General features: G+C 73.0%; 23 protein-coding genes. 15 read left to right on the top strand and 8 right to left on the bottom strand.

The window, feature by feature from the left end:
- Positions 1-290: 290 nt before the first annotated feature.
- The 3 genes from ACFWUY_RS10960 (at position 291) to ACFWUY_RS10970 (ending at position 3,236) form a co-directional block, all read left to right on the top strand.
- Positions 291-875 carry a TMEM165/GDT1 family protein gene (locus ACFWUY_RS10960; protein ID WP_384105280.1) on the top strand — a complete coding sequence of 195 codons (585 nt, stop codon included), beginning with the start codon at positions 291-293 and terminating at the stop codon, positions 873-875.
- 113 nt (positions 876-988) lie between these two features.
- A complete protein-coding gene (locus ACFWUY_RS10965) occupies positions 989-1,606 on the top strand; it encodes a TetR/AcrR family transcriptional regulator (RefSeq protein WP_384105283.1) in 618 nt (205 codons plus the stop codon).
- The gene (locus ACFWUY_RS10970; protein ID WP_384105286.1) at positions 1,590-3,236 is read left to right on the top strand and encodes an acyl-CoA dehydrogenase family protein; all 1,647 of its coding nucleotides are present in this window, start codon (positions 1,590-1,592) and stop codon (positions 3,234-3,236) included. Before ACFWUY_RS10965 ends, ACFWUY_RS10970 begins: the two co-directional genes overlap by 17 nt.
- 46 nt (positions 3,237-3,282) lie before the next feature.
- On the opposite strand, the gene ACFWUY_RS10975 is transcribed toward ACFWUY_RS10970, so the two are convergent.
- The gene (locus tag ACFWUY_RS10975; protein ID WP_384105289.1) at positions 3,283-4,242 is read right to left on the bottom strand and encodes an SMP-30/gluconolactonase/LRE family protein; all 960 of its coding nucleotides are present in this window, start codon (positions 4,240-4,242) and stop codon (positions 3,283-3,285) included.
- A 106-nt stretch (positions 4,243-4,348) separates the two neighbouring features.
- Here ACFWUY_RS10975 and ACFWUY_RS10980 point away from each other — a divergent pair, with 106 nt between their 5' ends.
- Positions 4,349-4,801 carry an Lrp/AsnC family transcriptional regulator gene (locus ACFWUY_RS10980; protein WP_384105293.1) on the top strand — a complete coding sequence of 151 codons (453 nt, stop codon included), beginning with the start codon at positions 4,349-4,351 and terminating at the stop codon, positions 4,799-4,801.
- A 99-nt stretch (positions 4,802-4,900) separates the two neighbouring features.
- Complete coding sequence (locus ACFWUY_RS10985) at positions 4,901-6,196, top strand: M20 family metallopeptidase (RefSeq protein ID WP_384105296.1); 1,296 nt, start codon at positions 4,901-4,903, stop codon at positions 6,194-6,196.
- Here ACFWUY_RS10985 and ACFWUY_RS10990 read toward each other — a convergent pair.
- A complete protein-coding gene (locus ACFWUY_RS10990) occupies positions 6,151-7,095 on the bottom strand; it encodes a LysR substrate-binding domain-containing protein (protein ID WP_384105299.1) in 945 nt (314 codons plus the stop codon). The genes ACFWUY_RS10985 and ACFWUY_RS10990 overlap by 46 nt on opposite strands.
- 132 nt (positions 7,096-7,227) lie before the next feature.
- Between ACFWUY_RS10990 and ACFWUY_RS10995 the strand changes: the two genes are divergently transcribed.
- Entirely contained in the window at positions 7,228-8,490 is a 1,263-nt protein-coding gene (locus ACFWUY_RS10995) for an MFS transporter (protein WP_384105302.1), read from the top strand.
- The gene (locus ACFWUY_RS11000; RefSeq protein WP_384105304.1) at positions 8,487-8,807 is read left to right on the top strand and encodes a cupin; all 321 of its coding nucleotides are present in this window, start codon (positions 8,487-8,489) and stop codon (positions 8,805-8,807) included. Before ACFWUY_RS10995 ends, ACFWUY_RS11000 begins: the two co-directional genes overlap by 4 nt.
- Before the next feature lie 143 nt (positions 8,808-8,950).
- Here the strand turns inward: ACFWUY_RS11000 and ACFWUY_RS11005 are convergent, their stop codons facing one another.
- Positions 8,951-9,454, bottom strand: coding sequence for a tetratricopeptide repeat protein (locus ACFWUY_RS11005; RefSeq protein ID WP_384105307.1), 504 nt, complete (start codon positions 9,452-9,454; stop codon positions 8,951-8,953).
- A 170-nt stretch (positions 9,455-9,624) separates the two neighbouring features.
- Here ACFWUY_RS11005 and ACFWUY_RS11010 point away from each other — a divergent pair, with 170 nt between their 5' ends.
- Positions 9,625-11,235 (top strand): poly(3-hydroxybutyrate) depolymerase, encoded by a 1,611-nt coding sequence (locus ACFWUY_RS11010; RefSeq protein WP_384105309.1) that lies wholly within the window; start codon positions 9,625-9,627, stop codon positions 11,233-11,235.
- Between the two features lie 68 nt (positions 11,236-11,303).
- On the opposite strand, the gene ACFWUY_RS11015 is transcribed toward ACFWUY_RS11010, so the two are convergent.
- Both ACFWUY_RS11015 and ACFWUY_RS11020 read right to left on the bottom strand, forming a co-directional pair.
- Positions 11,304-12,011, bottom strand: coding sequence for a cache domain-containing protein (locus ACFWUY_RS11015; protein WP_384105544.1), 708 nt, complete (start codon positions 12,009-12,011; stop codon positions 11,304-11,306).
- Positions 12,012-12,246: 235 nt separating this feature from the next.
- On the bottom strand, positions 12,247-13,095 hold the full coding sequence (locus tag ACFWUY_RS11020) for a FadR/GntR family transcriptional regulator (protein WP_384105312.1): 849 nt from the start codon (positions 13,093-13,095) through the stop codon (positions 12,247-12,249).
- A 131-nt stretch (positions 13,096-13,226) separates the two neighbouring features.
- Between ACFWUY_RS11020 and ACFWUY_RS11025 the strand changes: the two genes are divergently transcribed.
- The 4 genes from ACFWUY_RS11025 (at position 13,227) to ACFWUY_RS11040 (ending at position 17,398) form a co-directional block, all read left to right on the top strand.
- The gene (locus ACFWUY_RS11025; RefSeq protein WP_384105315.1) at positions 13,227-14,264 is read left to right on the top strand and encodes an ABC transporter ATP-binding protein; all 1,038 of its coding nucleotides are present in this window, start codon (positions 13,227-13,229) and stop codon (positions 14,262-14,264) included.
- 151 nt (positions 14,265-14,415) lie between these two features.
- Entirely contained in the window at positions 14,416-15,618 is a 1,203-nt protein-coding gene (locus ACFWUY_RS11030) for an ABC transporter substrate-binding protein (protein ID WP_384105318.1), read from the top strand.
- 9 nt (positions 15,619-15,627) lie between these two features.
- Positions 15,628-16,560 carry an ABC transporter permease gene (locus ACFWUY_RS11035; RefSeq protein ID WP_384105321.1) on the top strand — a complete coding sequence of 311 codons (933 nt, stop codon included), beginning with the start codon at positions 15,628-15,630 and terminating at the stop codon, positions 16,558-16,560.
- Between the two features lie 22 nt (positions 16,561-16,582).
- A complete protein-coding gene (locus ACFWUY_RS11040) occupies positions 16,583-17,398 on the top strand; it encodes an ABC transporter permease (RefSeq protein ID WP_384105324.1) in 816 nt (271 codons plus the stop codon).
- 28 nt (positions 17,399-17,426) lie between these two features.
- Here ACFWUY_RS11040 and ACFWUY_RS11045 read toward each other — a convergent pair whose 3' ends face one another.
- From ACFWUY_RS11045 to ACFWUY_RS11055, 3 genes are all read right to left on the bottom strand, one after another.
- Positions 17,427-17,735, bottom strand: a complete 309-nt coding sequence (locus ACFWUY_RS11045) for a CU044_2847 family protein (RefSeq protein ID WP_384105326.1) — start codon at positions 17,733-17,735, stop codon at positions 17,427-17,429.
- Positions 17,736-17,895: 160 nt separating this feature from the next.
- Complete coding sequence (locus tag ACFWUY_RS11050; protein ID WP_384105329.1) at positions 17,896-18,300, bottom strand: hypothetical protein; 405 nt, start codon at positions 18,298-18,300, stop codon at positions 17,896-17,898.
- A 173-nt stretch (positions 18,301-18,473) separates the two neighbouring features.
- Entirely contained in the window at positions 18,474-18,959 is a 486-nt protein-coding gene (locus ACFWUY_RS11055; RefSeq protein ID WP_384105332.1) for an SRPBCC family protein, read from the bottom strand.
- 147 nt (positions 18,960-19,106) lie between these two features.
- Here ACFWUY_RS11055 and ACFWUY_RS11060 point away from each other — a divergent pair, with 147 nt between their 5' ends.
- From ACFWUY_RS11060 to ACFWUY_RS11070, 3 genes are all read left to right on the top strand, one after another.
- Positions 19,107-19,697: a PadR family transcriptional regulator gene (locus ACFWUY_RS11060; protein WP_384105336.1), complete on the top strand. Its 591-nt coding sequence runs from the start codon at positions 19,107-19,109 to the stop codon at positions 19,695-19,697.
- A 206-nt stretch (positions 19,698-19,903) separates the two neighbouring features.
- Complete coding sequence (locus tag ACFWUY_RS11065) at positions 19,904-20,353, top strand: peroxiredoxin (protein ID WP_384105339.1); 450 nt, start codon at positions 19,904-19,906, stop codon at positions 20,351-20,353.
- Positions 20,354-20,450: 97 nt separating this feature from the next.
- Positions 20,451-20,894 carry an RrF2 family transcriptional regulator gene (locus ACFWUY_RS11070; RefSeq protein WP_384105342.1) on the top strand — a complete coding sequence of 148 codons (444 nt, stop codon included), beginning with the start codon at positions 20,451-20,453 and terminating at the stop codon, positions 20,892-20,894.
- The last annotated feature ends 9 nt before the right edge of the window (positions 20,895-20,903 follow it).

Raw genomic sequence — 20,903 nt, forward strand, 5'->3', positions numbered from 1 at the left:
TCTACCAAGATCGAGTAGACAGTGTCTACCCACGCTCGCATCCCGGTCCGTTACACTGAGGGGCAGCGAAGGGGAGTAGCCCTGCGAACCGGTCGTCGACATACTGGAGCCTCCGGGTTCCCGGTGACCGGGTCCGCCTACGAAGCGGACGGGCGAGACCTTCGGCCAGGCATCAACCGCGTCCGCGCTTCCGTGGGCGCGGTCCGTCATGCCGGGCCGAGTGGTCCTCCCGTCGCCCACCGAGGCGCCGTGCCGGGTCCGCGGGCCCGGACCGAGCAGAGAGCCCCGGTATGCACCTCGACCCCTTGGCGATCCTCACCGCCTTCGGGCTGATCTTCCTCGCCGAGCTTCCCGACAAGACGATGTTCGCGTCCCTCGCCATGGGCACGCGCATGCGTCCGCTGTACGTGTGGTTCGGCACCTCGACCGCCTTCCTCGCCCACGTCGCCATCGCCGTGGGCGCCGGCAGCCTGCTCGGGCTGCTCCCCGGCTGGTCCGTGAAGCTGGTCTCGGCCCTGATGTTCGGCTTCGGCGCGTTCATGCTGCTGCGCGGCGGGGGTGACGACGACGAGGCCGACGAGGGCGGGCGGACGGTCACCGGCTTCTGGCCCGTCTTCTCGACCGCCTTCATGGCCGTCTTCATCAGCGAATGGGGCGACCTCACCCAGATCACCACCGCCAACCTGGCCGCCACGAACGGCACCTGGTCGACGGCGATCGGCTCCCTCGCCGCCCTGATGAGCGTCTCCGCGCTCGCCCTGGTCGCGGGCCGGTTCATCGCGAAGCGCGTTCCGCTCAAGACCGTGCAGCGGATCGGCGGTGTCTGCATGGCCGCGCTGGCGATCTGGTCCCTGACCGAGGTCTTCACCGGCTGACAACGCCCGTACGCCCGAACGGCGCACGCCCCCGTCCGAGAGGCGGGGCCGTGCGCCGTTCGGGTTCCGTCGCTCCTCTTGATGAAGAAGTGAATCACTGCTTCACTCCTTCCATGCCCTACCGCCGCACCCCCGCAGTCCAGGCCCGGCTCGACGCCCAGCGCGCCTCCGTCGTCGACGCCGCACGGGCACTCCTCGCCGAGCAGGGCTACGCGGGCTGCACGGTGGCGGCCGTCGCCGCCCGCGCCGGAATCGCCACGGGCAGCGTCTACCGCCACTTCCCCAGCAAGGCCGAGCTCTCCGTGGAGCTCTTCCGAACCGTGGTGAGCCGGGAGGTCGCTGCCGTCTCCGAGGCGGCCGGGCGCCCCGGGCACCGTTCGGCCGCCGAGCGGGTGGTCGCCGTCGTCGAGACCTTCGCCCTGCGCGCCCTGAAGTCACCGCGCCTCGCGTACGCGCTGCTCGCCGAGCCGGTCGACCCGGCCGTGGACGCCGAGCGGCTCGTCTTCCGGCGCGCCTTCCGGGACGTGTTCGCCGCGCGCGTCGAGGAGGGCGTGCGCTCCGGCGAGCTGCCGCCGCAGGACCCGGTCCTGACGGCCTCGGCTCTCGTCGGCGCGGGCGCGGAGGCGCTCGTCGGCCCGTTGGCGGAGGGGTCCGTCGGGCCCGGCACCGTACCCGCACTCGTCACCTTCACCCTGCGAGCACTGGGAGTCCCCGATGCCGACCACGCATGAGGTCACCAACCAGGTACCGCCCCTGACCGGTTACGACGTCTCCGACGACCCCGCCCTCCTGGAGGCGCTGCGCCGGGAGGGTGCCGGGTGGGCCGAGGCGGAGGTCCGCGACCTGGGGGTGCGGGCCGGCGGCGAGGAGGCCCAGGAGTGGGGGCGGCTGGCCGAGCGCCACTCCCCCGTCCTCCACACCCACGACCGGTACGGACACCGGATCGACGAGGTCGAGTTCCACCCGTACTGGCACGAGCTGATGGGCGTGGCCGTCCGGCACGGGCTGCACGGCGCCCCCTGGCGCGACGAGCGGCCGGGCGCGCACGTGGCCCGCGCGGCGAAGGTGTTCGTGTGGGGGCAGGCGGACGCGGGACACCTGTGCCCGGTTTCCATGACGTACGCGGCAGTGCCGGCGCTGCGCGCCCAGCCGGAGCTCGCCAAGGTGTACGAGCCACTGCTGACCTCTCCGTCGTACGACTTCGGGCTGCGGGTGCCGACGGAGAAGCGCGGGATCATCGCCGGGATGTCGATGACCGAGAAGCAGGGCGGCTCGGACGTCCGCGCGAACACCACCCGGGCGGTCCCGGCGGGCGAGCCCGGCCTGTACGCCCTGACCGGTCACAAGTGGTTCACGTCGGCGCCGATGTCGGACGTCTTCCTCACCCTCGCGCAGGCGCCGGGCGGCCTGTCCTGCTTCCTGGTGCCCCGGGTGCTGCCGGACGGCAGCCGCAACGCGATCCGTCTCCAGCGACTCAAGGACAAGCTGGGCAACCGGTCCAACGCCTCCTCCGAGATCGAGTACGAGGGTGCCCTCGGCCGGCTGGTCGGCGAGGAGGGGCGCGGGGTCGCCACCATCATCCGGATGGTCAACATGACGCGGCTCGACTGCGCCATCAGCTCGGCGTCCGGGATGCGCCTCGGGCTCGTCCGGGCGGTGCACCACGCCAGGCACCGCGAGGCGTTCGGGGCGCGGCTCGTCGACCAGCCGCTGATGCGGAACGTCCTGGCCGACCTGGCCGTGGAGGCGGAGGCCGCCACGGTCGCGGCGCTGCGGCTCGCCGGGGCGGTGGACCGGGCGACGCGCGGCGACGCGGAGGAGGAGCAGCTGCGGCGGCTCGGTCTGGCGGTCACCAAGTACTGGGTGTGCAAGCGGGCGCCCGCGCACGCGGCGGAGGCCCTCGAATGCCTCGGCGGCAACGGGTACGTGGAGGACTCGGGCCTGCCGAGGCTCTACCGGGAGTCGCCGCTGCCGTCGATCTGGGAGGGCTCGGGGAACGTGGCCGCGCTCGACGTGCTGCGGGCGATGGCCCGTCAGCCGCAGGCCGTGGAGGCGTACTTCGCGGAGGTCGACCGGGGCGCGGGTGCCGACCGCCGCCTTGACGCGGCGGTCGCGGGCCTGCGCAAGGACCTCGCGGGGCTCGGCGACCCGGACGCGGTGGCGTACGGGGCGCGGCGGCTCGTCGAGCGGCTCGCGCTCGTGCTCCAGGGCTCGCTGCTCGTACGGCACGGGAACCCGGCGGTGGCGGACGCGTTCTGCGCCTCCCGGCTCGACGGCGACCGGGGCCTCGCCTTCGGCACGCTGCCGGCCGGAGTGGACACGGCGGCGATCATCGCGCGGAGCGGCCCGGACGCCGCCTAGGCGGGTGACGGTCCGGCCCGTCACCCGGCCCCTTGGGGTCGCGGGCTCACCGGGGCGCCGTGTCCAGCCAGGGCCGGTGCCCCGGGCCGGTCGGGTGCGTGCCCGTGACGCCCATGACGACCGAGTAGAGGCTGGTCTCGGCGGTGATGAAGAGCCGGTTGCGCTTGGCGCCGCCCCAGGAGATGTTGGCGACGGCCTCGGGGACGTTGAGCCGCCCGATCAGGGTCCCGTCGGGGTCGTAGCAGTGCACGCCGTCGTTCATCGCGGCGGCCCACAGCCGTCCGGCGTCGTCGAAGCGGAGGTTGTCGAAGCGCGCCCGCTCGCGGGCCGCCGCGTCGGCGAAGACCTTGCCCTCGGACAGGGTGCCGTCGTCGCGCACGTCGAAGACCCGGATGAACCCCGCACGGGTGTCGGAGACGAACAGCCGCTGCTCGTCGTGCGAGAAGACCAGCCCGTTCGGCGCGGCGAGGCAGTCGGCGACCAGCCGCACCTCGCCCGTCGCCGGATCGACGCGGTAGACGTTGTTCGAGCCGATCTCGCTCTGCGCGCGGTAGCCCTCGTAGTCGCTGGTGATGCCGAAGTCGGGGTCGGAGAACCAGATGGTTCCGTCGGACTTGACCGCCGCGTCGTTCGGACTGTTCAGGCGCTTGCCGTTCCACCGGTCCGCCAGCACGGTGACGGTGCCGTCGTGTTCGGTGCGGGTCACGCGGCGGTTGCCCTGCTCACAGGTGATCAGACGGCCCTGGAGGTCGAGGGTGTTGCCGTTGGTGTGACCGGCGGAGCGACGGAAGACGCCGACGGCGCCCGTCTCCTCGTCCCATCGCAGCATCCGGTCGTTGGGTATGTCGCTCCAGATCACCTGGCGCCAGGCGGGCAGGTAGACCGGCCCTTCGGCCCAGCGGCAGCCGGTGTACAGGACCTCCAGCGCCTCGTCGCCGTTCATGCACCGTCCGGTGCGGAACCGGTCGTCGAGCATCTCGTACAGCCCGGGGCCCTCGCCGGTCATGGGAACCTGCCTTCCTGGAAGCATCGATCACCGAATCTCATCCTGCCCGCAGCGAAGAATGCAGGATGAGCTACGGTCAGCACAAGAACATGCCGAACGGAGAACTGTGGATCACCTCGATCGGGTCCTGCTGGCCCGACTCCAGCAGGACGCCACCCAGTCCTACGCCGCACTGGGCCGGGCCGTCGGCCTGTCCGCCGGAGCCGCCCACGAGCGCGTGCGGAAACTGCGGGAACGGGGCGTGATCCGGCGCACCACCGTCGAGGTGGACCCGGCCGCGGTGGGCAGCGCCGTCCTCGCCTACGTGCTGGTGGAGTCGTCCTCCTGGATGGGCGATTCGGCGGAGGACTTCGCCGCCCTGCCGGAGATCCTGGAGGCACACGTCATCGCCGGCAGCGCCTCGGTGCTGGTGAAGGTCAGGACCGCGACCACCGAACAGCTGCAGGACGTGCTGCGCCGGATCTACGCCATCGACGGAGTCAGCGGCACGCAGGCCACGGTGGTGCTCGAGACCTTCTTCGAGCGGCCGCTCTCCCCGCAGATCGCCGATCGGGCGTAGGACCCGGGCCCCGGCGCAGGCGGTGCCGGGGCGCGCTCCGGATGGGAGGCTGGTGGGACATGTGTCCCACGGCCACGGCCGGAACGAGAGGGGTCCCCGTTGGGCAGCGAGGCGATCCACGACGAACTGGACCGGCGGGCGGCCGAGGTGGCGGAGCGGGTGGTGGCCTGGCGGCGCCATCTGCACCGGCATCCGGAGCTGTCCAACCGTGAGGTGAACACGGCCCGCCTGGTGGCGGAGCAGCTGCGCGCCCTCGGTCTCGACGAGGTGCGTACGGACATCGCCGGGCACGGGGTCGTCGGCGTGCTGCGCGGCGGGGCCCCGGGGGAGCGGGTCGTGGCGTTGCGGGCGGACATGGACGCGCTGCCGGTGCGGGACCTGTGCGGGGCGGACTTCGCGTCCGAGGTGGTCGACGCCGGTTATCCGGGCGGCCCGTTCCCCGTCTCGCACGCCTGTGGGCACGACTGCCACACGGCGGCGCTGCTCGGCGCGGCGACGGTGCTCACGGGGGTCCGCGACCGGCTGCCGGGCACGGTGCTCCTCGTCTTCCAGCCCGCCGAGGAGGGCCCCCCGGTGACCGAGGAGGGCGGGGCGCGGGCGATGGTCGAGGCGGGCGCCTTCGTCGACCCCGTGCCGACGATGGTGTTCGGGCTGCACGTGACGCCCCATCCGAAGGGGTACGTGGGGTACCGGACCGGCAACCAGTACGGTGCCTCCACCCTCGTCCGCATCGTCGTCACCGGCGAGCAGACCCATGGTTCCACCCCCTGGGAGGGCATCGACCCGATGCCCGCGGTGGGGGCGGTCCTGACGGGCATCGGCCAGCTGTACCGGCAGGTCTCGGCCTTCGATCCGGTCACGGTGACGATCGGGCACGTCGAGGACGTCGGCCGCTTCAACATCGTGGGGCAGACGGTGACGCTGTGGGGCACGGTCCGCTGCGCCGTGGAGTCCGACATGGAGCGGGTCCAGCGACGCCTCACGACGCTCGCGGAGCACTCGGCGGCGGCGTACGGGGCGACGGCCTCGGTGGAGTACCTGCAGTCCGTGCCGCCCGTGCACAACAGCGGTCCGTGGGTCGAGGCGGGACTGCCGACCTTCCGCCGGGTGGTGGGCGAGAAGCGGGTGGTGGAGACGGGAGGAACCCTCGGGTACGACGACGTCTCCGAGTTCGTGAGCCGGTTCGGCGGCCTGTACGTGATGCTCGGCGTCCAGGACGCGACGCTCGACGCGTCCGGCCGGCCGGTTCCCGTGCCGGGCGGACGCGGTCTGGTGACCAACCACAACCCGCGCTTCTACGCGGACGACGACACCCTCGTCACCGGCGTCCGGCTCCACGCGCACGTGGCTTACGACCATCTGACGGGGGCGCTCGTCCCGCGTGCCGGCGGCTGAGCGGTCTCGCCTCGGGTCCGCTGCGCGCCGACCGCCGCCACGAAGGCCCGGAGCAGGGCGGAGTCGGCGGCGGTGGGCCAGACCAGGCCGTACGCGAGGGGCGGGGAGTCGCGCAGGGGGACGTAGGCGACGCCGGGGCGGGGGTGGTAGCGGGCACCGAGCGCGGCCCCGGGGGCGGCGCCCCGGCCCGCCGAGACGTGCGAGAGGACCTCCTGCCAGGTCGAGGCGACCGGGCCCCGCGCGAGAGGCGCTCCGGACGGGGCGCGCCGGGGGTGGTGGTGGTCGAGCCAGCGGCTGGAGTTCGCGCCGCCGGTGGTGATCAGGGGCAGGTCGCCGAGGTCGTCGAGGCAGAGGGACGAACGGGCGGCCAGGGGGTGGGCGGCGGGCAGCAGCAGGACGCGGTCGTCGTGGAGGACGACGGGCCCGGTGGTGAGGTCCGGCTCGCGCACCGGGAAGGCGGTGAGCTGGATGTCGAGTTCGCCGTCCTGGAGGGGCCGGACCCCGCCGTCGAGGGGGACCTCGTGGAGGGTGATCTCGCAGCCGGGGTGCCGGGCGAGGAACGTGTCGGCGGCGGCCGCGAGCAGTTCGCCGCCCCAGGGGGTGCCGAAGCCGGTGCGCAGCCTGCCGTGGAGTCCGCGTCCGGCCTCGATGGCGCGTTCCACGGCCGCGCGGAGCTGCCGGTGGGCGGGCAGGAGGTCCTCGTACAGGCGCCGGCCGACCGGAGTGAGCCGGACGCTGCGGCTGGTGCGGGCGAAGAGCGGGGTGCCGACGCGGTGCTCCAGCTTCTTGACGGTCTGGCTGACCCGCCCGGTGGAGACGCCGAGACGCTCCCCGGTGCGCCCGAAGTGGAGCTCCTCGGCGAGCGTGAGGAACGTCTCCAGTTCGTGGCGTTCGAGCATCTTCCCCCCTGGTGAGCGTTGAACGCCGATCGTTGAGTCCGGCTCAACGCCGGTTTCATGATGCCACCTTGTTCCGCCGGGTCCTCGGCGAGGAGCCTGGAGGCGTCAGCCTCCCCACCCGGAAGAGAGTCCGTGGAACCGAGCCCCCGATCCACCCCCGAGCCCGCCCGGCCCGTGAACGTCCCGCTGTTCGCCGTGGCCGGAGCGGTCACCGTGGCCAACATCTACTTCCCGCAGCCACTGCTCGCCGCCGTCGCCCGTGGTCTCGACGTCTCGGAGCGGACGGCGGGCCTGATCGCCTCGGCGGCCCAGATCGGGTACGCGCTCGGCATCCTGCTGCTCGTGCCACTGGCCGACACCGCGCGGCTGCGCCGTCTCACCTCGGTGCTGCTCGCCCTCACCACCGCCGCGCTGCTCGTCGCGGCGGCGGCCCCCGACGTGCTCACACTGACGCTCGCGACGCTCGCGCTGTCCACCACGACGGTGCTGCCGCAGATCCTCACCCCGGTGGCGGCGGTCCTCGCCGGTCCCGGGCGGCAAGGCCGGGTCGTGGGCCTGGTCGGTCTCGGGCTGACGCTGGGCTCCACACTCTCCCGTACGGTCTCGGGCGCCGTGACGGACGCGAGCGGGAGCTGGCGGGTCGCGTACCTGGTGGCGGCCGTGGCCACGGCCGCCCTGCTGTGCTTCCTGCCGCGCCGGCTGCCCGAGCGGCTCGGGACACCCGGTCGCACCTCGTACGCCGCGCTCCTGGCGGGACTGCCCAGGCTCCTCTCCGTCCACGGGGAACTGCGGGTCTCCGCGCTGCTCGGGGCCTGCGTCTTCGCCGCGTTCAGCGTGTTCTGGGCGGTGCTCGCCTTCCATCTGGCGGCCCCGCCGCTGGGGTACGGGCCGGGTGCCGCCGGCTTCTTCGGAGCGCTCACCCTGCCCGCCGCGCTGCTCTCGGCGACGGCCGGGGCGCTCACCGACCGGTACGGGGCCGGGGCCGTGAGCTCCGGCGGGCTGCTGATCGCCGGACTCGGCCTCGGCACGGCGGGCCTCGTCCCGTACTCCCCCACGGCCCTGGTGGCCGGGGCGAACCTGCTGGTCCTCGGGGTCAGCTGCTGCCAGGTGGCCAACCAGGCACGGATCTTCGGGATCGGCCGGGTCGTGGCGGCCCGGGTCAACACCGTCTTCATGCTGGCCACGTTCGGCGGCGGCGCCCTGGGGTCCCTCACCGGGTCCTGGCTGTACGCCGCGCACGGCTGGTCGGCCGCCCTGCTCGCCGCCGGGGCGTTCGTCGCCGTCGGCGTCCTGGTGGCGGCGCTCTCCGCACGACCGGCGGCCCCGAGTTGCGTACCCGACGTCACACGGGAGGCTGGGGGTATCCGCCCGCGCACCCCGCAGGGAGAGACATGAAGCTGGACCTCACCGCCCTCGCCGACGAGCACATGGCCGCGGCCCGCACCGCGCCGCACGGGCGCAGCGCCCATCTGATGGTGCACGACGGGGTGCTGCGGCAGACCGTCATCGCCCTGACCTCGGGCACGTCCCTCGACGAGCACAACGCGCCGCCGGCCGCGAGCCTCCAGGTGCTCCGGGGCCGGGTGAACCTGACGGCGGCCGGGTGGGCGGAGGAGCTTCCGTCGGGCACGCTGCGGATGCTCCCCAAGGAGCGGCACGGGCTCACCGCCCTGGAGGACGCGGTGGTGCTCCTGACGGCGGTGAACGACTGACGGCCGTGAAGGACTGACGGTCGTGAAGGGCTGACGGTCGTGAAGGGCTGACGGTCGTACACGGCTGACGGTCGGACGCGATCGAGGGTTCGCGGACGGACCTCGCCCCGTCACGCCCGTCTCACCGGTCCGCCCGTCTCGCCTCACTCGGTCGCGTCGAGGTCCTCGGCGTAGTGCTCGATGGCCCGGCGGTACGCGCGGACGGACGGGTCCTCGCTGGTCGCGGCGAGCAGCCGGAGCAGCAGCCGGACCGACTCGTGGTGGCGGCCCGTGTTGTAGAGGCCCATCGCGAGGAAGGCCCGCAGGGAACCGTCCTCGGGGTACTCCTCGACGGCGTCGGTGAGGAGGGCCACGGCCTCCTCGTGGCGTCCGAGGACCCGGTAGGTGCTGCCGAGCCCGAGGAGTGCCCCGCGCCGGTCCTCGGGGCCGAGCCCGGTCCCCGCGAGGGCGCGTTCGTAGTACGGCACCGCCGCCGCCTCCAGGCCGAGGACGTCGTGCGCCCAGGCCGTCTGGTACGCGATCCCGGCGTCGTCCGGGTGCTGGGCGGCGAGTGCGACGAGCCGCTCGCGGGCCTCCTCCCTCCGCCCCTGTTCGCGCAGCGCGACCGCCTCGGCCAGCAGGCCGTTCTTCTCCTCGTCAGGCTTCATGGGGGCATCCTCGCAGCTCGCCGCCGGTGGCCTCGCGGCGGCTGCCAGGTGACGGGGCGCCATACCGGGCGGGCCGGATTGTGGCGTCCTCGCCCATGGAGGACGGCTCCGTACCACCCGTAGCCTCCCGGCCGACCCCTCCGTCAGGAACCAGTCATCCGGGAGCTCCCATGCGTTCACCCCGCCCTGCCCGCCGTCGCGGGCCACGCCGGTTCGCGGCGCTGCTGCTCTGCGCCGCCGCGGCCCTCTTCCCGACCCCGGCCCCCGCCGGGGCCGCCGCTCCCCCGCCCGTGCCGGGCACGCTCCAGGCGTACGACATCGGCTCCGTGTTCAGTGCGGGCGTGTCGTCCGGCGGCTACATGGCCACCCAGTTGCACGTGGCGTACTCGGGTACGTTCGAGGGCTCCGCGGTGTTCGCCTCCGGGCCGTACGACTGTGCTCGCGGACAGCTCGCCACGGCGCTCAACGCCTGTATGGAGACGACGCAGAACCTCCAGCTCGCCGCGCTGGAGCAGACCACCCGCGACCGGTCGGCGCAGGGGCAGGTCGACCCGGTGGAGAATCTGGCCGGTGACCCGGTGTACGTCTTCGGCGGCTCGGGCGACTCGACGGTGAAACGGCCGGTGGTGGACGCGCTCGCCGACTACTACGGCCGTTTCGGCGCCCGGGTCCAGTACAACCGGTCGACGGCGGCGGGGCACGCCTGGATCACTCCGCTCGGCCCCAACTCCTGCACGGTGACGCAGAGTCCGTATCTGAACAACTGCGGGATCGACGCGGAGGGAGCGCTCCTCGGCCACCTCTTCGGCTCGGTCGCGGCGCCCGGGTCCGGCACGGGCGGCTCGCTGATCCGCTTCGACCAGAACGCGTACGCGCCGGGCGGCTCGGCGTCGGCGCTCTCGATGGGCGCGGAGGGCTTCGCGTACGTGCCGGCGTCCTGCGCCGAGGGGGCGCGCTGCCGGCTGCTCGTGGCCCTGCACGGCTGCAAGCAGGGGTACGCGTACCAGGGGTTCGGGACCCGGTTCGTGGAGAACGCGTACCTGAACGAGTACGCCGACACCAACGACATGATCGTGCTGTATCCGCAGGCGGCGCCCACCGCGACCCTGGAGAACCCGAACGGCTGCTGGAACTGGTGGGGCTACCTCGGCGACACGGCCTACGCGCGGCGCGGCGGCAAGCAGATCGAGGCGGTCATGGGCATGGTGCGGGCCCTGCGCGGCACCGGGACACCGCCGCCCGCGTCCGGTCGGACGGTCCTGTCCAGCGCGGACGCCGAGGACGGGTACGTGAAGGCGGCGGCGGACGGCTCGGGGGCGGCGGTCGGCACCCTGGAGGACCTGTCCGGGCTCGCGCTCGGCCGGGGCACGGACGGCAAGGTGAACCGGTCGCTCGTCTCCTTCGACACCTCGCTGATTCCGGCCGGCAAGGAGATCACCCGGGCCTGGATGACCGTCACCCGGTCCGGCGGATCGGGCGATCCGTGGGCGTCCCCTGCGGGCAATCGGCTCCTGGCGGACCTGCGCACGGGCTGTTTCGGGGGCTGCGCGGTCGAGCCGTCGGACTGGTCCGCGGCGGCCTCGGTGGCGGGTGCGGCGCGGATCGACGCGTTCTCCTCCGGGAGCGCGGTGTCGACGGATCTGTCGGCGGAGGCGCTCGCGGCGCTGAACCGGGGCGGGGTCACGCAGTTCCGGCTCGGGTTCTCGGCGGCGCCGGCCGGGACGGCGTATCTGTTCGTGAACCGGGACGCGCCGGTGACGCTGACGGTCGAGTACCGGTAGACGGCCGGGCACCGGTGGTCTACCGGTAGCGGGGTGGGGCGGGGCTCGGGTCCTGGCCCCGCCCCGTCTCAGTTCCCCGCGGTGACCAGGACGAGCGGGGTGCCCTCGCAGGGCAGCAGCCGCAGTCCGTCGGCGTGCCGCTCGGTCGGCGGCCCCGCGAGGACGGCGCCGAAGTCGGGTCCCTTGCTGAGGGATCCGACGAGGTGGGCCGGGTCGGTGGAGGCGGCGACCCGGCCGCGCGCGTTGACGAGCCGGGCCGGGCCGGACAGCCGCTGGAGCACCGGGAGCACCGCCGCCTCGAAGTGGCGGAGGTAGACGTCGGCGGCGGCCACCCCCACGAAGCGGTCGTCGGACACGACGGGGGCGGAGAGCGTCAGGCTGTACTCGTCGGAGCAGAGGTAGTCGACGTACGGCCCGGCGACGGCACGTCGGCCGGTCTCACGGGGCAGGGTGTACCAGTCCCAGTGGGTGTAGTCGGAGTACGCGGAGTGCTCGGGGTCCAGATCGAGCAGGAGCGGCCGGCCGGCTCCGCCGGGCCCGCGCTGCCACCACTCCAGCCAGCCCGGCACGTCGCCGAGGAGACCGGGCGCGGCGACGAAGCCGAGGCCGGAGACGAGCGGTTGCCCCTCGAGCCGGTCACGCAGACCCGGCCGCAGCGCCGCGAGGTCGGCGGCGAGTGCCTCCCGGCCGGAGCCGGTCAGCTCGGCGAGCAGGCCGCGGGTGTCCTCGCCGGTCGCGGCGACGACGGCGAAGACCTCGTCGAGCGTGCCCCGCACACGCGCGACGACGTCCCCGAGGGCGCCCTGGCCGGCGGCGGCGCCGAGGGAGACCTGGTCGGTGGCAGTGCCGAGGGGGCCCGGGTCCGCGGCGCCACCGAGAGGACCAGGGCCGGGCCCGACGCCGTCACCGCGTGCGTCCGGAACATGGCCGGGGCCCGTCTCCGACGGCTCCGGGGCGGGGCCTTCGGTCTCGCGGTACGGGGTCGGGGCCGGGTCTTCGGTGCGCGGGGTGTCAGCGGTGGCCGCCGTGCGGCCCGCGAGCCCGGTGCTGCTGCCCATGCGTGTCCTCCTCGGAACGAGGCTCGGGTGCGCGCCCGGGGATGGCGAGGCGCAGCGCGATCAGCCGCCCCACCGACTCCCGTACGCACGTCTCGGCGAGCGTTCTGGCCCGCTCGTCGGCCTCATCCTGCACGGCGGAGATCACGGCGCGGTGACGATCCGCCACCTCGTCGAGGTGGCCGGGGTCGTCGAGGACGAGGCAGAGCAGGGCGCCCAGGTCCGTCTGGAGGGTGATCTCCTCGCGGGTGAGGCGCGCGGACTGGGCGGCGGCGGCGAGTTCGACGTGGAAGCGGCCGTAGAGCCGGCTGCGGGTCGCCGGGTCGTCGGCGCCGGCCAGTTCCTCGGCCGTACGGACGAGGGGGCGCAGGTCGCCGGGCTGGGTGCGCCGGGCGGCCAGCAGGGCGGCCGCTCCGGAGACGGCGGCCCAGTGGTCGCCGAGATCGCGGAGTTCCTCGGTGGACCAGTCGGCGAGGCGGGCCCGCAGCCGCTCCTCCGGGGGGCTGTCGGGCAGGGTGACGAAGCTGCCGCCGCCGCGGCCCCGGCGGGTGGTGACGAGTCCTTGCTGCCGCAGGGCCATGAGGGCTTCGCGGAGGGTCACGGTGGAGACGCCGAGCTGTCCGGCGAGTTCGGTCTCGCCGGGCAACTGCTCCCCGTCGGCGAGGAGTCCGAGCTCGATGGCGTCGCCGATGCGGCGGACGACGGTGTCGACCCGCGCCCGGGTGTCGACGGGCGTGAAGACGGCCCTGCGGGCGGCGCCCGTCCCGGCCGCGCCCCCGTCGCCGGGCCTGCCGTCTGGTCTCACGGTTAACCACCTCGCGCGTCGAGCGTTGACTCAGCCTTTACCTTAAGGGGGTCTTGAGATTTGAACTATGACTTCATATGTTTATGCCCACGCCCGAGCAACGCTCCACCGCACCAGAAAGGTTCCCGCCCATGGAGGGAATGGCGATCCGGCTGACGGGACTCCGCAAGACCTACGGGAAGACCGAGGCCGTGGCGGGGGTGGACCTCGAGATCGCCGACGGTGAGTTCTTCTCGATGCTCGGCCCCTCGGGCTCCGGCAAGACGACCGTGCTGCGGATGATCGCCGGCTTCGAGGCACCGAGCGCCGGCACCGTCGAGCTGGCCGGTCGCGACGTCACCCGGCTCGCCCCCTTCGAGCGGGACGTGCACACGGTCTTCCAGGACTACGCCCTCTTCCCGCACATGACGGTCGAACAGAACGTCGCCTACGGCCTCAAGGTGCGCGGGGTGCCCCGCGCCGAGCGGCTGGTGCGGGCCCGTGCCGAGCTCGCCCGGGTCGGACTCGACGGCCTCGGGCGGCGCAGGCCCGCCGCGCTCTCCGGCGGCCAGCGCCAGCGGGTCGCCCTGGCCCGGGCGCTGGTCGGCCGTCCCCGCGTGCTGCTGCTCGACGAACCGCTCGGCGCCCTCGACCTCAAACTCCGCGAGCGGATGCAGGTGGAGCTCAAGCAGATCCAGCGGGAGGTCGGCATCACCTTCGTGTTCGTCACCCACGACCAGGAGGAGGCGCTGACCATGAGCGACCGCATCGCCGTCTTCCACCAGGGCAGGATCGAGCAGGTCGCCTCCCCCGCCGAGATCTACGAGCGTCCCGCGACGCCGTTCGTCGCCGGCTTCGTCGGTACCTCCAACCTGCTGAGCGGGGACACCGCCCGCCGGCTCGTCGGGGCGCCGGGCACGTACAGCATCAGGCCGGAGAAGATCCGCGTCCTCGACGACGACGCCGCCCCGGGCGAGCCCGGGCTCGCGACCGCCGTCGGCACGGTCGCCGAGGTCGTCTACCTCGGCGACTCCACCCGCTTCCTGGTCGACCTCGACGCGGGCGGCCGCCTCACCGCCCTCCAGCAGAACCTGGACATCTCCTCGGCCGACCTCGCCGCCTTCCGGGGCGCCCGGGTCGGCCTCCGCTGGCACCCGCACCACGCCGTGCGCGTTCCCGACGCCCTGTGACACCCGCTGGGGCGGGGCTCCCGCCGCGCCGCCCGACGGCCGGGGCCGCGCCCGTGGTCGTACAACCCCGTCGTCACGACCTCGTCCCCGTGAAGGCCCTGCTCCCGTAAGGCCCCGTCCCCGTACGCCCTCTCACGCAACGGAGAATCACGTGCGCCCGCACCGTTCCCTCCTGACCGCAGCCGCGGCCGCCTCCTGTCTGCTTCTCGTCACCGCCTGCGGATCGGCCGACCCGGCCGGTTCCGGCAAGGCCGGCGGCCTCAACCCGCCCGACCTCAAGGCCCCGACCGCCCTCGGCGAGGCCGAGGGTCAGGTCAATCTGATCGCCTGGGCCGGATACGTCGAGGACGGCTCCAACGACCCGAAGGTGGACTGGGTCAGCGCCTTCGAGAAGCAGACCGGCTGCCAGGTCAACACCAGGACGGCGGCCACCTCCGACGAGATGGTCTCGCTGATGAAGACCGGCGCGTACGACGCCGTCTCCGCCTCCGGCGACGCGTCCCTGCGGCTCATCGCGTCCGGTGACGCCGCCCCCGTGAACACGGCCCTCGTGCCGAACTACGCCGATGTCTTCGCCGGGCTCAAGAACAAGGAGTGGAACTCCGTCAAGGGCGTCGCCTACGGCATCCCGCACGGCCGCGGCGCCAACCTCCTCATGTACGACACGGAGAAGGTGAAGCCCGCCCCCGACTCCTGGTCCGCCGTCTTCGACAAGGCCTCGGCGCACACCGGCAAGGTCACCGCCTACGACTCGCCCATCTACCTCGCCGACGCCGCCCTCTACCTCAGGGCGACGAAGCCCGAACTCGGCATCGAGAACCCCTACGCCCTGGACCAGAAGCAGTTCGACGCCTCCGTGGCCCTGCTCAAGGAGCAGAACAAGCACATCGGCGAGTACTGGAGCGACTACCTCAAGGAGATCTCCGCGTTCAAGAGCGGCGACTCGGTGGTCGGCACCAGCTGGCAGGTCATCGCCAACCTCGCCAAGGCCGAGGGCGCGAAGATCGAGGCGGTCCTGCCGAAGGAGGGGTCCACCGGCTGGTCCGACACCTGGATGGTCTCCGCCAAGGCCAAGCACCCCGTCTGCGCCTACAAGTGGCTCGACTGGATCGTCTCGCCGAAGACCAACGCCCAGGTCGCCGAGTACTTCGGCGAGGCCCCGGCCAACGCCAAGTCCTGCGCCGAGACCGCCGACAAGAACCACTGCGCCGTCTTCCACGCCACCGACGAGACGTACTGGAAGCAGGTCCACTTCTGGACGACGCCGATCGAGCAGTGCCTGGACGGCCGGACGGACGCGCGCTGCGTGCCGTACGCCAAGTGGGTCCAGGCCTGGACCGAGATCAAGGGCTGACCCGACCCCATGACCACGCTCTCCCCCGGAGTCGCTCCGAAGCCTTCCGGGCCGTCCCCCGAGCCCGCCGCGCGAGCCGCCGGATCCGTCCGGCGGCTCGCCGGAGCCCTGCACCGACGGCCCCGGCTGCGGCTCGCGGCCCTGCTCACCGCGCCGCTGCTCTGGCTGGTCCTCGCCTATCTCGGCTCGCTCGCCGCCCTGTTCCTCTCCGCCTTCTGGACGACCGACAGCTTCACCTCCGAGGTCGTACGGATCTGGAGCTCGCGCAACTTCGAGGAACTGCTCACCTCACCCGTCTACCGGACCGTCGCCCTGCGCACCGTCTCCGTCGCCCTCGCGGTGACCGCGCTCTGCGCCGTCCTCGCCTTCCCGCTCGCCTTCTACACCGCCCGGGTGGCGCACCCCCGCCGCCGGCCGCTCCTCGTGGTGGCGCTGCTCATGCCGCTCTGGGCCGGCTACCTCGTGAAGGTGTACGCGTGGCGGCTGATCCTCTCCGAGGGCGGTCCGCTGGACTGGGCGCTGCGGCCCTTCGGTCTGAGCGGGCCGGGGTACGGCCTGACGGCCACGGTGCTCGTCCTGACGTACCTCTGGCTGCCGTACATGGTGCTGCCGATCCACACGGCGCTCGTCCAGCTCCCGGAGAGCCTGCTGCACGCCTCGGCCGACCTCGGCGCGAGGACCGGGCGGACCTTCGTCTCCGTGGTCCTGCCGCTGGTGTGGCCGGCGGTGGCGGCCGGGTCCGTCTTCACCTTCTCGCTCAGCCTCGGCGACTACATCACGGTGCAGATCGTCGGCGGCAAGACCCAGCTGATCGGCAACCTCGTCTACTCCAACGTCACCCTCAACCTGCCGCTGGCCGCCGCGCTCGGCACCGTGCCGGTCGCCGTCATCGTGGTGTACCTGCTCGCGGTGCGGCGCTCCGGCGCGCTGCGCAGCCTGTGACCGGCCGGAAGGACCCCGACCGATGAACCTCTCCCGTCCCGCGCGGATCGCGCTGCGCACCGCGGCCGGTCTCGGCTTCGCCGCGATCTATCTGCCGCTGCTGCTCGTGCTGCTCGGTTCGTTCAATCCCGACCGCTCGGCGAGCTGGCCGCCGCCGGGCCTCACACTCGACTGGTGGGCGGCGGCCTGGGACAACGAGGGGGCCCGCGCGGCGCTGTGGACCTCGGTCAAGGCCGGGCTCGCGGCGACGGCGGTGGCCCTCGTCCTGGGCACGCTCATCGCCTTCGCGGTGCAGCGGTACGCCTTCTTCGGGCGCGAGGCCGTCTCCTTCGCGGTGGTGCTGCCGATCGCGCTGCCCGGCATCGTCACGGGCATCGCGCTCAACTCGGCCTTCGGCACGGTCCTCGAACCGCTCGGCGTGGGCCTCGGGATGTTCACGGTGGTGGTGGGCCACGCGACCTTCTGCATCGTGGTGGTCTTCAACAACGTGGTGGCCCGGCTGCGGCGGCTGCCCGGTTCCTACGAGGAGGCGGCGATGGACCTGGGGGCCCACACCTTCCGCACCTTCCGGGACATCACCTTCCCGCTGCTGCGGTCGGCGCTCCTCGCGGGCGGACTGCTCGCGTTCGCGCTGTCCTTCGACGAGATCGTGGTGACGACGTTCACGGCGGGCCCAGGGGTGCAGACACTGCCGGTGTGGATCTTCAACAACATGACCCGGCCCCAGCAGGCCCCGGTCGTGAACGTGGTGGCGGCGGCGCTCGTGCTGCTCTCGGTGGTGCCGATCTACGCGGCGCAGCGGTTGTCCTCGGACACGGCGGGGGGCGGACGGGTGTGACGACACGGCGGCCCGCAGGGGCCCCCGCTCAAGGGGAAGGCTTCTCCCATTCGAGGGTGACGCGCAGGCTCGCGTTCGCGCTGCCCTGGACGACCAGCGCGGTGAGCCTGCCGGCGTCCAGGCCGAGCTGACAGCCGAACTCGACGGTCGCGCGGTCGGGGGCCGCCCGGTGGAGGGCGTCCCCGATCTGTCCGGCGAAGGAGGAGAGCGCCTCGGTGACCGCGGAGAGGTCGGGCAGGCGTCCCCCGAGCCCTTCGAGTTCCGTGTCGGGGCCGAGGCGCCGCGCCTCCACGAAGAGGGTCGCGTCCCCGACGTCGACCTGGGTGATGTCCGTCATCGAAGCTCCCTGCGGTCGGCGAGGAAAGGGAAAGGGGGAAGCGGGAAGGGGAAGCGGCAGGCCGTCAGTATCACCGGGGGGGACCGGCCCGGGACGCGCGCCGCGCCCTGGGTCTGGATGTTCCGGGGGGTGCCGGCCGCGTACGCGGGAGGGATCCCGGTCAGAGGGCCGGCCTCAGGACGGTCGCCGCGGGGCCCGGGGAGGGCGTGCCGGTGGTGCTCGCCGCGAGGGCGCTCCCCCGCAGCCATGCGGGCCAGCTCAGGTTCGTGCGCAGCGCGAGTTCCACCGGCCCGGAGAGCGGCGGCTCGTCGAGGGTGACGGGGTCCCCGGTGAGGACGGGCCCGTCGCCACCGAGTACGACGGTGTGGCGGAGCACGGTGTGGCGGAGTGCGGAGCAGAGGCCGCCGGCGCCGCAGCCGTCCACCGAGACGACGGTGGTGGGATCGGGCGCCGGGTCGGACGGCCGGTCGGGGCCGGGGGAGCACTGGGCCGCCGTACCGACGAGCACGGCCCCGACGGCCAGGGAGAGCGCTCCCCACCCCTGTACGTATCTGTGTGGAGGCACGTCGGACACTCTCCCCTTCCGGACGACGTCGGCGGACGGTGCCGACCTCAGCATCAAAGCGGATGAGAGGAGAAAAAGATGATCAAGGCGGCGGGCGTGGCGGCGGAGCGACGGACGAGACGACTCGAATGGGCCAGCGGTCGGCGGGAGGATCCCTGACGCGTTCCCGCGCGTCAGCGGGGCGGCTCCGGGAGCTCTTCGCCCGTCTCCAGGAGGGACTTGAGGCTGGAGATCATCGCGGGCCAGCCCTCGCCGATCAGTTCCCGCATCAGACCGTCGGCCTCCAGGTCGCCGTGGGTGACCGTGAGCTTGACCGTGTCCCCTGTGGGTTCGATCGCGAAGGTCACCCGGGACCGGCGCTCCCGGGCGAGACGCTCGTACACCTCCTGGTCGAGGTGCACGGCCTCCGCCCAGGCCGGGGTGAAGGTGTGCCAGGTGTACGAGAGGAGGCGGCCGGGCTCGGCGGCGAGGACGACCTGCTCGGGGTCGGCGGTCCTGCGTCCGCCCTCGTCCCAGACCATGGTCGAGCCGGGGGTCCACTCCGTCTCGAAGGCCACGCCCCAGTACCGGCGCGTGAACACGGGGTCGGTGAGCGCTTTCCAGAGCTCGTCGGGAGTGGTCCGCATGTAGCTGGTGTAGACGAACGTGCTGCTGTCCATCGCGCTGCCCCTCGGGTCTGCCGTCCCCTCCCTCCAGCCTAGGCAGGCGCCGGACGGACCTGCCAGCGAAGGACGCCCGTACGGCCCCCGGAATACGCGTTGAATAGGTGCGGAGGAAACTATTCAACGTGCTGCTAGCGTGTCCGGATGTCGCTCAAGCACGCCGTCCTCGCAGCTCTGCTGGAGGGCGAGGCATCCGGATACGACCTGGCCAAGATCTTCGACGTGTCCGTCGCCAACTTCTGGGCCGCGACCCCGCAGCAGCTCTACCGCGAGCTGGACCGGCTCGCGGAGGCCGGACTGATCACGGCGCGCGTGGTGCAGCAGGAACGGCGTCCCAACAAACGGATGTTCAGTCTCACCGAGCCGGGACTGCGGGATCTGGCGGCCTACACGTCGACTCCGCCGCGCCCCAGCGCCGTCCGTGACGAGCTGATGGTGCAGGTGCAGGCCTGCGACGAGGGGGACACGACGGCCGTCCGCGGGTTCGTGGCCCAGCGGATGGAGACGGCCCGGACGAAGCTGGCCCGATACGACCGGCTGCGCGAGTGGATGCTCGACGGCCGGGACGAGGAGCGGTACCTCGCGGAGGCGGAGCGGATCGGCCCGTACCTCACCCTGATGCGCGGCCGGTTCTTCGAGGAGGAGAACCTGCGCTGGGGCGAGCGGGCCCTCGCCGTGCTCGACCGGCGCGCCGCGGCGCGGAGCGGAACGCCGGAGGCGGCGCGACAGGCGTGACCGGCCGCGCGCTCGCACAGGCGCCGGACAGGGGTTCGGCGGACCAGGGCGGGGTCGGACGGGCCAGGGCAGCGGTTCGGCGGGCCAGGGCAGGGACGTGGGCCGGACGATGCGGGGTGACGCCGGCCTTACTCTGCGGTAACGTCACCGGCCGCGGCCACCGGAAGCGCCGGCGGCTCACAGGGACGGATCGGGGACGGGCCTCTATGAACGTCGGTGACCTCGTCGAGGACTTCAGCCTCCCGGACGAGACGGGCGCCCCGCGCTCCCTGACCGGGCTGCTCGCCGAAGGACCGGTCGTCCTCTTCTTCTACCCGGCGGCGATGACCCCGGGCTGCACCGCCGAGGCCTGTCACTTCCGCGACCTCGCGGCCGAGTTCCGCGCCGTCGGCGCGCTGCCCGTGGGGATCAGTTCCGACGGGGTGGAGCGGCAGCGGGAGTTCACCGAGCGGCACTCCCTCGGCTATCCCCTGCTGTCCGACACGGACGGTGCCGTACGGGAACGGTTCGGCGTGAAGCGCGGGTTCTCGCTCGCGCCGACGAAGCGGGTCACCTTCGTGATCGGCCAGGACCGGCGGGTGCGCGAGGTCGTGCGCAGCGAGCTGCGGATGAGCGCGCACGCCGACCGCGCCCTCGCCGCTCTGCGCGGCGCCTGAACCGCGGGAAGGACGCACGCGCGTGAGCATGAGGGTGGGCGGGTCGACCGCCCACCCTTAATGCATATCTGGAATACCACTTTGATACGGTCACGGCGTGAGGTTGACGAAATTCACCGACCTGGCGCTCCGCGCCGTGATGCGCCTGGCGGTCATCGACCCGGAGGAATCCGTCACCACCCGAGAGGTGGCGGAGACGCTGGACGTGCCCTACGCCCATATGGCGAAGGTGGTCACCCGGCTTCAGCACCTCGATGTGGTCGAGGCCCGGCGCGGCCGTGGTGGCGGCCTGGTTCTGACGGAACGGGGCAGGCACTCCTCCGTGGGCTGGCTGGCACGCACCCTGGAGGGCGAGGAGGAGGTCGTCGCCTGTGAGGGCGATCCACCGTGTCCGCTGCGCACCGCCTGCCGGCTGCGGGGGGCGCTGCGCGAGGCGCAGGAGGCCTTCTACCGGGTGCTCGACCCCCTGACCGTGGCCGAGCTCGTGAGTTCACCGACCGGCCCCCTGCTCCTCTCCCTCACCTCACGCCCCACCGCCTGAGCCGTGCGC

Origin of the sequence: Streptomyces sp. NPDC058664, assembly GCF_042716635.1 — a bacterium.
Lineage (GTDB): Bacteria > Actinomycetota > Actinomycetes > Streptomycetales > Streptomycetaceae > Streptomyces.